The sequence below is a fragment of the Xanthomonas sp. NCPPB 3442 genome (genome assembly GCF_056725145.1).
The window spans coordinates 2,071,653-2,084,884 of record NZ_CM161514.1; the positions used below are offsets into that span (position 1 = coordinate 2,071,653).

Below are 13,232 nucleotides of genomic sequence, written 5' to 3' on the forward strand. Positions count from 1 at the left end.
GATTGTCGGCATGAAGTGGCTGGTCAGCTTATGCGGTTTGTGGTGCTTGCCGCTGCTGCTGCTCGCCGATGCGCGCGCGTCCGACCGCGCAGCCGGCGTGGTGCGCTGCGAGTCCAAGGACCTGGCGCGCGTGCACTGCGCGATGGACACCGCCCAAGGCGTGCAACTGGTGCGCCAGCTCTCCGAAACCAGCTGCATCCGCGGTAGCGAATGGGATGTCGAACGCGACGGCGTGTGGGTCGAACAAGGCTGCCGCGCCGAATTCGCAGCGACCCGTGCGAAGACCGCAACCGTGATGCGCCGCGTGGTGCGCTGCGATTCCAACGGCGGCACGGTGGCCTGCCCGGTGGTGCTGCGGGGCGCGCCGGTGCGGCTGCTGCGGCAACGCTCGATGTGGCCATGCAAGGAAGGGCGCACCTGGGGCGTTCGCCGCAACGAAATCTGGGTCTCGCGTGGATGCGACGGCGAATTCGAAGTGGGCGCAGAAGATGGCTCCGGCTTCGTCGCGGTGCCGCGCATGGTTACCTGCGAATCGAAGAAAAGCGCGCGGCGCACCTGCGGGGTGTCGGTGGAACGTGCGGTGCGCCTGGGCCGGCAGATGTCCAAAACGCCCTGCGTGGAAGGCCAGACCTGGGGCTGGAGCCGCGACGGGGTGTGGGTGAACGACGGCTGCCGCGCCGAGTTCATCGTCGACTGAGAGCGGCCAACACGACATCGCGCGCAGTCGTCATGCGGGTCGGGACGACGCGCCGTCAGCGCAGGTGTACGAGTGGTACCTGCCGATTCCGGGCACCGGCCGCGGCCGCCTGCCGGCTGCGCAGTGGGTTTGTTCGCCGCGCCAAGGCCGCGCGGTCGTGCAACGGCGCAGGCGCTGCGCGCGCCTTACAATGGGCGCATGAACGACAGCGCCCATATCGATTACGCCCGCTACGACCACATCCGGCCACTGCTGTGGACCGGCGATGCCCTTGAGTTGCTCGACCAACGCAAGCTGCCCTTCGAGGTGGCGCATGTGCGTTGCGACAGCAGCGACGCGGTGGCCGAGGCGATCCATTCCCTGGCCGTGCGCGGTGCGCCGGCGATCGGCATCGCGGCAGGTTGGGGCGTGGTGCTGGCCGCGCGCGACATCGCTGCCGACGACGGCAGCGCTGCGCTGCAGAAGCTGGAGCCGGCGCTGCTGCGGCTCAACGCGGCGCGTCCGACTGCCGTCAACCTGGCCTGGGCGCTGATGCGCATGCGCCGCGTACTGGGCGCGGCCGGCGCCGACTGGCGCGAGGTGATCGCGCGCGAGGCGCAGGCCATCGCCGATGAAGACCTGGCCGCCAACCGCCACATGGGCGCGCTTGGCGCCGCGTTGATCGCACCTGGCAGCGGCGTGCTCACCCATTGCAACACCGGCTCGCTGGCCACCGCCGGCTTTGGCACCGCACTGGGCGTGATCCGCGCCGGCATGGCGCAACAGCGCATTGCCAAGGTGTTCGCCGGAGAGACCCGGCCGTGGCTGCAGGGCGCACGCCTGACCGTGTGGGAGCTGCAGCAGGACGGTATCGACGCCACCCTGATCGCCGATTCGGCGGCCTCGCATCTGATGAAATCCGGACTGGTGCAGTGGGTGATCGTCGGCGCCGATCGCATCTGCGCCAATGGTGATACCGCCAACAAGATCGGCACCTACCAGCTGGCCATCGCCGCCCGCCACCACGGGGTCAAATTCATGGTGGTGGCGCCGTCGTCCACGGTGGATATGGCAACGGCCAGCGGGGACCAGATTGAGATCGAGCAACGCGATCCCGGCGAGTTGTTCGGCGTGGGCGGGGTCAGGACGGTGGCCGATGGCATCCATGCCTGGAACCCGGTTTTCGACGTCACTCCGGGCGATCTGATCGACGCAATCGTCACCGAACGCGGCGTGATCGCACAGCCGGACCTGGCGCGGATGCAGGCCGCCTTCGGCGCCTGAGCCCGGGGCCGGCCGCCCGGCTTCCAACGCCGCCCAAACTCCCTGCAAGTGCTTGTTTCTGGCTGGTAAAGCGGAGGCGTCGGGATGCCCTGCCGTGGTACAATCCGGCGCTTGAATCGATCGGCGGGAGCGTGGGGTCGGCAGCCTGATGCAAGGGCGCTCCCGACGCGGCTTTCCGGCTCGCCCGCCACCTCACATACGGAACCCGAATGGCAGAAACCGCCAAGGAAATCATCCAGGTCAACCTGGAAGACGAGATGCGCAAGAGCTACCTCGATTACGCGATGAGCGTGATCGTGGGCCGCGCACTCCCCGATGCCCGTGATGGCCTCAAGCCTGTGCACCGGCGCGTGCTGTACGCGATGCACGAGCTGGGCGCACACAGCAACAAGGCCTACTTCAAGTCGGCGCGTATCGTCGGCGACGTCATCGGTAAATACCATCCGCACGGCGACCAGTCGGTGTACGACACGCTGGTGCGCATGGCGCAGCCGTTCTCGCTGCGCTACATGATGGTCGACGGTCAGGGTAACTTCGGTTCGGTCGACGGCGACTCCGCTGCGGCAATGCGTTACACCGAGTCGCGCATGTCGCGGCTGGCGCATGAGCTGATGGCCGACATCGACAAGGAAACCGTCGATTTCCAGCCCAATTACGACGAAAAGGAACAGGAACCGACGGTCATGCCGACCCGGTTCCCGAGCCTGCTGGTCAATGGCTCGGCCGGTATCGCGGTGGGCATGGCCACCAATATCCCGCCGCATAACCTGACCGAGGCGATCAACGCCTGCATCGCGCTGATCGACACACCCGAGCTGGACGTCGAAGGCCTGATGGAATACATCCCCGGCCCGGATTTCCCCACCGCCGGCATCATCAACGGCACTGCCGGCATCGCGGCCGGCTACCGCACCGGCCGTGGCCGTGTGCGCATCCGCGCCAAGGCCGATGTGGAAGTGGCCGACAACGGTCGCGAGGCGATCGTCGTCACCGAGATCCCGTACCAGGTCAACAAGGCGCGGCTGATCGAGAAGATCGCCGAGCTGGTCAAGGAAAAGAAGCTCGAAGGCATCAGCGAGTTGCGCGATGAGTCCGACAAGGACGGCATGCGCATCTACATCGAAGTCAAGCGCGGCGAATCTGCCGAGGTTGTGCTCAACAACCTGTACCAGCAGACCCAGATGGAGGCGGTGTTCGGCATCAACATGGTGGCGCTGATCGACGGCCGCCCGCAGTTGATGAACCTCAAGCAGATGCTGGAGGCGTTCATCCGCCACCGCCGCGAGGTGGTCACCCGCCGCACCATTTTCGAACTGCGCAAGGCGCGTGCGCGTGCGCACGTGCTGGAAGGCCTGACCGTCGCGTTGGCCAACATCGATGAAATGATCGAGTTGATCAAGACCTCGGCCAACCCGCAGGAAGCGCGCGAGCGCATGCTGGCCAAGACCTGGCAACCGGGCCTGGTGGGCGCGCTGCTGGGCGCCGCCGGCGCTGAAGCCTCCAAGCCGGAAGATCTGCCGCCGGGCGTGGGCCTGATCCAGGGCTTCTACCAGCTCAGCGAAGTGCAGGCCTCGCAGATCCTGGAAATGCGTCTGCATCGCCTCACCGGCCTGGAACAGGAAAAGCTGACCGACGAGTACAAGCAGTTGCTCGGCGTCATCGAAGGCCTGATCCGCATCCTGGAAAACCCGGACGTGCTGCTGCAGGTGATCCGCGACGAGCTGATCAATATCCGCGAAGAATATGGCGACGAACGCCGCACCGAAATCCGTCACAGCGAAGAAGATCTGGACATCCTGGATCTGATCGCGCCGGAGGACGTGGTGGTGACGCTGTCGCACGCCGGGTACGCCAAGCGCCAGCCGGTGAGCGCGTATCGCGCGCAGCGCCGCGGTGGCCGTGGCCGCTCTGCCGCAGCGACCAAGGAAGAAGATTTCATCGACCAGCTGTGGCTGGTCAACACGCACGACACGCTGCTGACCTTCACCAGCAGCGGCAAGGTGTTCTGGCTGCCGGTGCACCAGTTGCCGGAAGCCGGCTCCAATGCGCGTGGCAGGCCGATCATCAACTGGATTCCGCTGGAAGCCGGCGAGCGCGTGCAGGCGGTGCTGCCGGTGCGCGAATACGCCGACAACCGCTACGTGTTCTTCGCCACACGCAACGGCACGGTCAAGAAGACGCCGTTGAGCGAATTCGCCTTCCGTCTGGCGCGCGGCAAGATCGCCATCAACCTGGACGAGGGCGATGCGCTGGTCGGGGTGGCCTTGACCGATGGCGACCGCGACGTGTTGCTGTTCGCTTCCAACGGCAAGACCGTGCGCTTTGGCGAATCCACCGTGCGTTCGATGGGCCGTACCGCCACCGGCGTGCGCGGTATCCGTCTGACCAAGGGCGAGGAAGTGGTCAGCCTGATCGTGGCCGAGCGTGCTGGCGGTGTCGAAGAAGAGATCGAAGGAGAGGAGGTCGATGACGTGGTGGAAGCCACCGATGGCGGCGAGTCTGCCGTAATCGAGGTCGCCGACGACGGCAACGTGGCCTACATCCTGACGGCCACCGAGAACGGCTACGGCAAGCGCACCCCGCTGACCGAGTACCCGCGCAAGGGGCGTGGCACCCAGGGCGTGATCGGCATCCAGACCACCGAGCGCAACGGCAAGCTGGTGCGTGCAGTGCTGCTGGGCGCCACCGACGAAGTGCTGTTGATTTCCGATGGCGGCACGCTGGTGCGCACGCGTGGTTCGGAGATCTCGCGCGTTGGCCGTAATACGCAGGGCGTCACGCTGATCCGCTTGTCCAAGGGCGAAAAGTTGCAGGCGGTGGAACGCCTGGATGCGTCGCTGGATGAAGTGGATGAGGTGGTGGACGAAGCAGGCGCAAGTGTGAGCGAGGCGCCGCCAACAACTGACGCATGATCGCAGCGCCAACGCGATGCAGTTGAGCAAAAACGCCGGTGAAAACCGGCGTTTTTTTTATGCGCGAAGGTTTGGGGCGCCACGCTTTATGGCGAGTGCTGACATCTGCAACGCAGTGTCTTCATGCGTTCGCCGCAAAGATCGCGGCTCTTTCACTGGCACGGGTCGAAGGTTGTGGGTGGTGCGGCGGCGTTGCGTCGCCGCTGAGTCGAAGAGGAACAAGGGATGACGATTCTGGATCGTCCTTCCGGTCGCGGCCATTGGGCGCTGGCGACCTTGGGAGGCGTGATTGCTTTACTGGGCGCGGTGCTGCTTGCCGGTGGCGTGTGGCTGGCTGCGTTGGGCGGCTCTTGGTATTACGCACCGGCCGGTGCGGCGATGCTCGTTGCCGGCGTGCTGCTGTTTCGTGGCCGCAACGCGGGCGCCTGGTGGTTTGCCGGCGTGGTGGCGGTTTCGTTGCTCTGGACGTGGTGGGAATCAGGCAGCGATTACTGGCGCTGGGTGCCGCGTCTGGGCCTGATCGTGGGTCTGGCATTCGTGCTTGCGCTGTTGCTACCGAAACTGCATCGCCCTGTGTCGCGCACGGTATCGCGCAGCCTGGCCGGTGCGCTGGCGATGGTATTTGTGGTGGCGTTCGCATTGGCGTTCATGCCGCATGGCGTGACTGAAGCCGATGGCGCGCTGGCGCATGCGGCAGGCATGCTCGGTGGTCTGGTCAACCGCGACACCTCCGCCCCGGTCGCGGCGTCCGGCGTACAGCCGGCGAATGCACCGGCCGACGACGATTGGCCCGCATACGGACGCAGCCAGGCCGGCCAACGCTATTCGCCGCTGCAGCAGATCAATCGTGACAACGTCGCGCAGCTGCAGCAAGCCTGGCTTTTCCACACCGGCGATCTGCCGAACAAGCGCTGGGGTGCGGAAACCACGCCGCTGAAGGTGGGCGACAGCCTGTACCTATGTACTGCACGCAACCAGGTGATTGCGCTGGATGCCGCCAGCGGCAAGCAGCGCTGGCGCTACGATCCCAAGGTCAAGGACGAAGCGATTCCGTACACGGCGGCATGCCGTGGCGTCTCGTATTACGAAGTGCCGGCGGCTGCCACCGCTGCGGATGCTGGAGCAACCGCACAGCTGTGCCGCACGCGCGTGATCGAAGGCACGCTCGACGGGCGCTTGATTGCGCTGGACGCACGCAGCGGCACGCCGTGCCCGGATTTCGGCAGCAACGGTCAGGTCGATATCACCGTCGGTATGGGCCAGACGCCGCCGGGCTATGTGTCGATCAATTCGCCGCCGGCCATCGTGCGCGGCGTGGTGGTCACCGGGCATCAGGTGCTCGACGGGCAGAAGCGTTACGAGCCCTCCGGTGTGATCGAAGGCTTCGACGCGGTCACCGGCAAGTTGCGTTGGGCCTGGGACATGACGCATCCGGAATGGAACGGCGCACCGCCGCCGGGCCAGAGCTGGACACGCGGCACGCCCAATATGTGGACCACCGCCGCAGCCGATGAGCAGTTGGGCTATGTCTATTTGCCGATGGGCAATTCCACAGCCGATTACTGGAGCAGCTCGCGCACGCCGCAGGAAAACCGTTACGCGACCTCGCTGGTGGCGCTGGATGTCGCCACCGGCAAGCCGGCATGGAATTTCCAGACCACCCACATCGATGCATGGGACTACGACCTGGGCTCGCAGCCGAGCCTGATCGACTTCCCCAAGGACGGCGTCAACGTGCCGGCGGTGCTGTTGCCTAGCAAGCAGGGCGAGCTGTACGTCCTGGATCGACGCACCGGCAAGCCGCTGGTGGGCGTGGAAGAGCGTGCGGTGCCAGGCGGTGGCGTGGAGCCGCAGATGCGTGCCAGGACGCAGCCGTTCTCGCTGTACCACACGTTGCGCAAGCCGGATCTGACCGAACGCGACATGTGGGGCATGACCCCGATCGACCAGCTGGTTTGCCGTATCCAGTTCCGCAAGGCCAGCTATAAGGGCATCTACACGCCGCCGGAAGCGGACCGGCATTCGATCGAGTACCCCGGTTACAACGGTGGTTCGGATTGGGGCAGCGTGGCGGTAGATCCGCACCGCGGTGTGATCGTGGCCAATTACAACGACATGCCCAACTACAACCTGCTGGTGCCGCGCGCCAAGGCCGACAAGCTGGGTTCGGCACCGCGTGATGAAGTGCGTGGCGATGCGGGCGGTGCGGAAGGCGCAGGCGACCCGCAGACCGGCACGCCGTATGCAGTCAACGTCAATGCCGGCTGGCGTCTGCCGTTCACCAAATTGCTGTGCAAGGAGCCACCGTATGGCGGCATCCGCGCCATCGATCTGGCCAGCGGCAAGACGCTGTGGGACCGCCCGTTCGGCAGTGCGCGCGGCAATGGCCCGTTCGGCATCCGTTCCGGCCTGCCGATCGAAATCGGTACACCGAACAATGGTGGCGCGGTGGTGACGGCAAGCGGTTTGATCTTCATTGCCGCAGCCACCGACGACCTGATCCGCGCGATCGATCTGGCCACCGGCAAGGAGCTGTGGCATGCCAAGTTGCCGGCCGGCGGCCAGGCCAACCCGATGGTGTACGAATACGATGGACGCGAGTATCTGGTCATCATGGCCGGCGGGCACCACTTCATGGAGACCCCGGCAGGCGATGCGTTGATCGCCTACGCGTTACCGCAGAAGGCGCAATGATGTCGGAGACGAGCGGGGGCGGCTGCTAAAGACAGGCAGACGCAATGCCACGTGGTTAGTGGCTGGAATCGGAGTGTGCAATGCAGGCAGACATGCTGATGTCGCCCGCGAGTCGTCCTCCGGCAGCTACGAGGGATCGCACCATTCGTCAGTGACTCAGGACGTTGAAGCACGAAAAAGCGCACCGCAAGCGGTGCGCTTTTTTCTTGAAGCACATCTGGCAAGCGCTCAGCTATCTCGGCAAGACGACGCTATCTGCCCAGCGCTTGCCCACATGATGCATCAGGCCGCACGCTTTCCCGATTCCCGATTCCCGATTCCCGATTCCCGATTCCCGATTCCCGATTCCCGATTCCCGATTCCCGATTCCCGATTCCCGATTCCCGATTCCTGAATCACCCAACGTTCGCCGCCACCTCGTCGTCCTGCACCGCATCGCGCACGTCCTGCGCCAGCGTCGCCTTGACGATGATCGAGCGGATCGCATCAGTGGCCTCGGACAGCGGCACATCGTTGCTCAGGCGCTGGAAGGTGTCGCGGCTGTTGTAGCCGGAGCCATCCTTCAGGTAGTGCTCGTACATCGATAGCAGATCCTGGCAGGCGGTGATCAGCGCAGCGACATTGCCACGTACCAGCGCATGACCGATCTGATCGAAGCTGTGCAGACAATCGGCAAGCCAGTGCAGGTCGTAGCGCGCGGTGGCAGGCTCGGGTGCGTTGTGGCCGCGGCTGTAGGCGCTGTAGCGACGCAGGCTGCGCGCCACGCGCGCCACATGCGCGAACAGCGTGCCGATCTCGCTGGCGATATCCAGCCGCTGCACCAGCACCATGGGAATCACCTGGCCGGCAGCGGCTGCCTGCTGCTCGGAGGCGTTCTGCTCATGCTGTTCCAGCGATTGCTTGAGCACGGCATAGCTACGCTGCAGCGATTCCAGTTCCAGCGTGGTGGCCGCCGCTCGCGCCTTCAGTTGCGACAGCGCCGCCTGATAGCGGCCAAGGCTGTCCTGCGTACTGGCAAGCTCGCCGGATTCGGCACGCAGCTGGCGGCCACGCACGAATGCCAGCCCGGTCGCGATCAGCGCCCAGAGTGCGAATGCAGGCACCAGGTAGATCAGGATGCCCATGGGGATTCCTCGAAACGTTGCATATCTTGTCGGCCTGCAACGCGCAGACTTGAGGCTGATCCCCGGCGCATGCCCCGATCCGGGACATCGTGCCCAGACACGGCAACTGCATGGTGCCGGCGCACAGCATCTGATGTGGCCAATGGCAGCCGTAAGAGGCCCGACAGCGGGCCCTTGCGGGGGACCGCGGAAGGCATGAACAAGGCTGCGGGCGGGAGCGGCCCGGATGCTGCAGCGGTGCCCCCAAAGCGTGGCGCTGTTCGGCCGGGTCAGCGAAGAATGCCAGGCAAATCCAGCCCTTTTTCCTTCGCGCAATCGGTTGCAATGGCGTAACCGGCATCGGCGTGGCGCATCACCCCGGTGGCCGGGTCGTTCCAGAGCACGCGTTCGATGCGCCTGTCGGCGGCCTCGCTGCCGTCGCAGACGATGACCATGCCGGCGTGCTGCGAAAAGCCCATGCCGACGCCGCCGCCGTGATGCAGCGACACCCAGGTGGCGCCGCTGGCGGTGTTGAGCAGGGCATTGAGCAGCGGCCAGTCGGAGACCGCGTCCGAGCCGTCGGCCATCGCTTCGGTTTCGCGATTGGGCGAGGCCACGCTGCCCGAATCCAGATGGTCGCGGCCGATCACCACCGGCGCCTTCAGCTCGCCGCTGCGCACCATGGCGTTGAAGGCCAGGCCCAGCCGGTGGCGATCGCCCAGGCCCACCCAGCAGATGCGCGCGGGCAGGCCCTGGAAGGCGATCTTTTCGGCGGCCATGTCGAGCCAGCGATGCAGGTGCGCATCGTCGGGGATGAGCTCCTTGACCTTGGCGTCGGTCTTGGCGATGTCGTCCGGGTCGCCGCTGAGCGCAACCCAGCGGAACGGGCCAATGCCGCGACAGAACAGCGGGCGGATGTAGGCGGGCACGAAGCCGGGGAATTCGAATGCATTGTCGATGCCGGCTTCCAGCGCCATCTGGCGCAGGTTGTTGCCGTAATCCACGGTAGGCACGCCCAGCGCGTGGAAAGTGAGCATGGCGCGGATGTGGTTGGCCATCGAATCGCGCGCAGCGGCTTCCACTTCCTTGGGCGCGCTCACGCGCTTTGCATCCCAGTCTTCCACGCTCCAGCCCTGCGGCAGGTAGCCGTTGACCGGGTCGTGTGCAGAAGTCTGGTCGGTCAACAGATCCGGTTTGATCCCGCGCAGCAGCAGTTCGTCCAGCACGTCGGCGACATTGCCGAGCAGGCCGACCGACAGCGGTTTTTTCGCGGTGCACGACTCCTCGATCAGGCGCAGCGCCTCGTCCAGAGAGTCGGTCCACGTATCCAGATACCCGGTACGCAGGCGCATGTCGATGCTGGAGCGGCGGCACTCCACCGCCAGGCACGAGGCGCCGGCCATTACCGCCGCCAGCGGCTGCGCGCCGCCCATGCCGCCGAGACCGCCGGTAAACAGCCACTTGCCGGCCAGATTGCCGGCGTAGTGCTGGCGGCCCATTTCCACGAAGGTTTCGTAGGTGCCCTGCACGATGCCTTGCGCGCCGATGTAGATCCAGCTGCCGGCGGTCATCTGGCCGTACATGGCCAGGCCCTTTTGATCGAGTTCGTTGAAGTGGTCCCAGTTGGCCCAGCGCGGCACCAGGTTGGAGTTGGCGATCAGCACGCGCGGCGCATCGGCATGGGTGCGGAACACGCCCACCGGTTTGCCGGACTGCACCAGCAAGGTTTGGTCCTCGTCCAGCCGCGTGAGCGCAGCGACGATGGCGTCGAAGGATTCCCAGTCGCGCGCGGCGCGGCCGATACCGCCGTAGACCACCAGTTCCTGCGGGCGCTCGGCCACGTCCGGGTCCAGGTTGTTCATCAACATGCGCAGCGGCGCTTCGGTGAGCCAGCTCTTGGCGGTGAGCGTGGTGCCGGTGGCGGCGCGGATGACGCGGGTTGCATCGTGACGGGTCATGCCGGGTTCCTTGCAATCAGCGGTTGGCCGCAGGCGGCGCGGCGTCGGAAGAGGGCGCATTGGCAAAGTGCAGGCAGGCCTGCAGCACGTGGCGCAGTACCGCGCGCAGCACCACGGCGTGTACCGGCTGCCACGGCGTTGGCCAGTTTTCGGGCGTGAGGCTGTCGGGCTCGCGCATGTAGCCGCGGCAGGCCAGTTCCATCTGCAAGGTGTGCACGCCCTGCGCGGGCTGCGCGTAGTGGCGGGTGATCCAGCCGCCCTTGAAGCGGCCGTTGCGCACCGTGCTGGAGCCGCTGCTGCGGCACAGGCGCTCCACCGCATCGACCAGGCGCCGGTCGCAGCTGCGGTCCTCGTTGCTGCCGATATTGAATTGCGGCAATTCGCCATCGAACAGATGCGGGATGAACGAGCGGATCGAATGTGCGTCGTAGACCACGATCTTCGCGTGCTGCGCGCGCAGGCGCGTAATTTCCCCGGCAAGCGCGGCGTGGTACGGGTCGAACCAGCGCGTGCGACGCAACGCGATCTGCGCCTGATCCGGTGCCGCACCATCGGCATACAGCGGCTGATCGTCGAAGGTGGTGAGCGGGCACAGACCGGTGGTGTTCTGGCCCGGATACAGCGAGGCCCCGCTCGGGTCGCGATTGACGTCGATGACCGAGCGCGAGATGGCAGTCCGCAGCGTGGTGGCGCCCAGCGCCTGTGCGAAGTCGTAAAGATGGTGTACCCACCAATCGGTATCGCGGCGCGCCAGCCACGGCGACACGAACTGGTCGGCCACGTCCTCCGGTAACTCGGTGCCGGTATGCGGAAAACTGACGATCAACGGCGCGTCGCCGCGGTGCAGTTCCAGCCAGTCGGGCAGGGCGTTCATCGCTGCGCTCCATGCACGCGTGCTGCGTGCGTGCGGCATGCGTTGCGCAGCTGGGCGTTGCGGATGCCTCGCGTGCGCGGCACGGTGTCATCGCAAGTGCGTATGCTTGGAGAGATCGCGAAAGACTGCAGTTGCGGCCGCGTCGAGGCAGGTATCGACGCGCTGCATAAGCGCTGCCCACTCATATGTCCTGCTCCACACCCGGCAACGGGATCGCCACTGCCTGCGCCAGCGCGCCCGAGCGCACCAATGCGCTGGCAGCCAGCATGTCCGGATGAAAGTAGCGGTCGTCCTGCAGTGTCGGCACCTGCGCGCGCAACAGGGCACGCGCCGCTTCCAGCGCAGTGCTGGAGCGCAGTGGCGCATGGAAATCGCAGCCCTGCACGGCGGCCAGCAGCTCGATGCCGATGACGTTGGCGGCGTTCTCGGCCATCGCCAGCAAGCGGCGCGCACCGTGCGCAGCCATCGACACGTGATCTTCCTGATTGGCCGAAGTCGGAATCGAGTCGACACTGGCCGGATACGCGCGCTGCTTGTTTTCCGACACCAGCGCGGCGGCGGTCACCTGCGGAATCATGAAGCCGGAGTTCAGGCCCGGGCGCGGGGTGAGAAAGGCGGGCAGGCCGGACAGTGCCGGGTCGACCAGCATCGCGGTGCGGCGTTCGCTGATCGAGCCGATTTCGCAGACCGCCATCGCCAGCATGTCCGCGGCGAAGGCGACCGGCTCGGCGTGGAAGTTGCCGCCAGACAGCGCTTCACCGGTGTCGCTGAAGACCAGTGGGTTATCGGACACGCCATTGGCTTCGATCTGCAGGGTGCGCGCGGCCTGACGCATCACATCCAGCGCCGCCCCCATCACCTGCGGCTGGCAGCGCAGGCAGTACGGGTCCTGCACGCGCACATCGCCCAGCCGATGCGATTCGCGAATGGCCGAATCGGCCATCAGGGCGCGCAATGCGGCAGCGGTGGCGATCTGCCCGGGCTGCCCGCGCAAGGCATGAATGCGCGCATCGAAGGGCGTATCCGAGCCCTTGGCCGCTTCCACCGACAACGCGCCGGTGACCAGCGCGGCCTGCAGGACGGTTTCGATCTCGAACAGACCGGCCAGGGCGCAGGCGGTGGAAAACTGGGTGCCGTTGAGCAGGGCCAACCCTTCCTTTGCGCCCAGCACGCGCGGCTGCAGCTGCGCATGTGCAAGCGCGTCGGCAGCAGGCAGTCGCTGCGCGCCGACGAAGGCTTCGCCAACGCCGATCATCACCGCGGCCAGATGCGACAGCGGTGCCAGGTCGCCGGAAGCGCCCACCGAGCCCTGGCACGGCACCACCGGGGTGATGCCGGCGCGCAGCATCGCTTCCAGCAACGCCAGCGTGCCCGGCTGCACGCCGGACGCGCCCTGGGCCAGGCTGGTGAGCTTGAGCGCCATCATCAGCCGCACCACCGGTACCGGCGTGGGCTCGCCCACACCTGCCGCGTGCGAGAGCACGATATTGCGTTGCAGGGTCTGCAGATCCTCGGGCTCGATACGCACGCTGGCCAGCTTGCCGAAGCCGGTGTTGACGCCATACACCGGCTCGCCACGCGCCACGATGGCCTCCACCGTTTGCGCGCTGCGCAGCACCGCGGCAGCGCATGCATCGTCCAACGCGACGTCGGCACCGCGATACAGCGCACGCCATTGCGCCAGCGTGACCCGGCCGGGTTGCAAGACAACAGAAACACTCATGACGACTC

At 66.1% G+C, this 13,232-nt stretch carries 8 protein-coding genes; 4 read left to right on the forward strand and 4 right to left on the reverse strand.

The features are described from left to right. Nucleotides 1–10 precede the first annotated feature (10 nt). The 4 genes from AC1POX_RS09070 (at nucleotide 11) to AC1POX_RS09085 (ending at nucleotide 7,566) form a co-directional block, all read left to right on the forward strand. Nucleotides 11–697, forward strand: coding sequence for a DUF3011 domain-containing protein (locus AC1POX_RS09070; RefSeq protein WP_008576270.1), 687 nt, complete (start codon nucleotides 11–13; stop codon nucleotides 695–697). Nucleotides 698–895: 198 nt separating this feature from the next. After that, the gene (gene mtnA / locus AC1POX_RS09075) at nucleotides 896–1,960 is read left to right on the forward strand and encodes an S-methyl-5-thioribose-1-phosphate isomerase (protein ID WP_011347031.1); all 1,065 of its coding nucleotides are present in this window, start codon (nucleotides 896–898) and stop codon (nucleotides 1,958–1,960) included. A gap of 209 nt (nucleotides 1,961–2,169) precedes the next feature. Then, complete coding sequence (gene gyrA, locus AC1POX_RS09080) at nucleotides 2,170–4,872, forward strand: DNA gyrase subunit A (RefSeq protein ID WP_011347032.1); 2,703 nt, start codon at nucleotides 2,170–2,172, stop codon at nucleotides 4,870–4,872. Between the two features lie 225 nt (nucleotides 4,873–5,097). Then, the gene (locus AC1POX_RS09085) at nucleotides 5,098–7,566 is read left to right on the forward strand and encodes a membrane-bound PQQ-dependent dehydrogenase, glucose/quinate/shikimate family (protein ID WP_372357015.1); all 2,469 of its coding nucleotides are present in this window, start codon (nucleotides 5,098–5,100) and stop codon (nucleotides 7,564–7,566) included. Nucleotides 7,567–7,961: 395 nt separating this feature from the next. Here the strand turns inward: AC1POX_RS09085 and AC1POX_RS09090 are convergent, their stop codons facing one another. The 4 genes from AC1POX_RS09090 to hutH form a co-directional block, all read right to left on the reverse strand. Further along, nucleotides 7,962–8,690, reverse strand: coding sequence for a hypothetical protein (locus AC1POX_RS09090; protein ID WP_008576266.1), 729 nt, complete (start codon nucleotides 8,688–8,690; stop codon nucleotides 7,962–7,964). A gap of 269 nt (nucleotides 8,691–8,959) precedes the next feature. Next, the gene (hutU, locus tag AC1POX_RS09095) at nucleotides 8,960–10,627 is read right to left on the reverse strand and encodes a urocanate hydratase (RefSeq protein ID WP_372357016.1); all 1,668 of its coding nucleotides are present in this window, start codon (nucleotides 10,625–10,627) and stop codon (nucleotides 8,960–8,962) included. A gap of 16 nt (nucleotides 10,628–10,643) precedes the next feature. Next, the gene (gene hutG / locus AC1POX_RS09100; RefSeq protein WP_218488410.1) at nucleotides 10,644–11,501 is read right to left on the reverse strand and encodes an N-formylglutamate deformylase; all 858 of its coding nucleotides are present in this window, start codon (nucleotides 11,499–11,501) and stop codon (nucleotides 10,644–10,646) included. 181 nt (nucleotides 11,502–11,682) lie between these two features. Continuing rightward, entirely contained in the window at nucleotides 11,683–13,224 is a 1,542-nt protein-coding gene (gene hutH / locus AC1POX_RS09105; protein WP_218488411.1) for a histidine ammonia-lyase, read from the reverse strand. Nucleotides 13,225–13,232 lie beyond the last annotated feature (8 nt).

Coding starts and splice junctions, on each gene's coding strand:
- AC1POX_RS09070 (WP_008576270.1), top strand. CDS start 11: ATGAAGTGGCTGGTCAGCTTATGCGGTTTGTGGTGCTTGCCGCTGCTG.
- mtnA (WP_011347031.1), top strand. CDS start 896: ATGAACGACAGCGCCCATATCGATTACGCCCGCTACGACCACATCCGG.
- gyrA (WP_011347032.1), top strand. CDS start 2,170: ATGGCAGAAACCGCCAAGGAAATCATCCAGGTCAACCTGGAAGACGAG.
- AC1POX_RS09085 (WP_372357015.1), top strand. CDS start 5,098: ATGACGATTCTGGATCGTCCTTCCGGTCGCGGCCATTGGGCGCTGGCG.
- AC1POX_RS09090 (WP_008576266.1), bottom strand. CDS start 8,690: ATGGGCATCCTGATCTACCTGGTGCCTGCATTCGCACTCTGGGCGCTG.
- hutU (WP_372357016.1), bottom strand. CDS start 10,627: ATGACCCGTCACGATGCAACCCGCGTCATCCGCGCCGCCACCGGCACC.
- hutG (WP_218488410.1), bottom strand. CDS start 11,501: ATGAACGCCCTGCCCGACTGGCTGGAACTGCACCGCGGCGACGCGCCG.
- hutH (WP_218488411.1), bottom strand. CDS start 13,224: ATGAGTGTTTCTGTTGTCTTGCAACCCGGCCGGGTCACGCTGGCGCAA.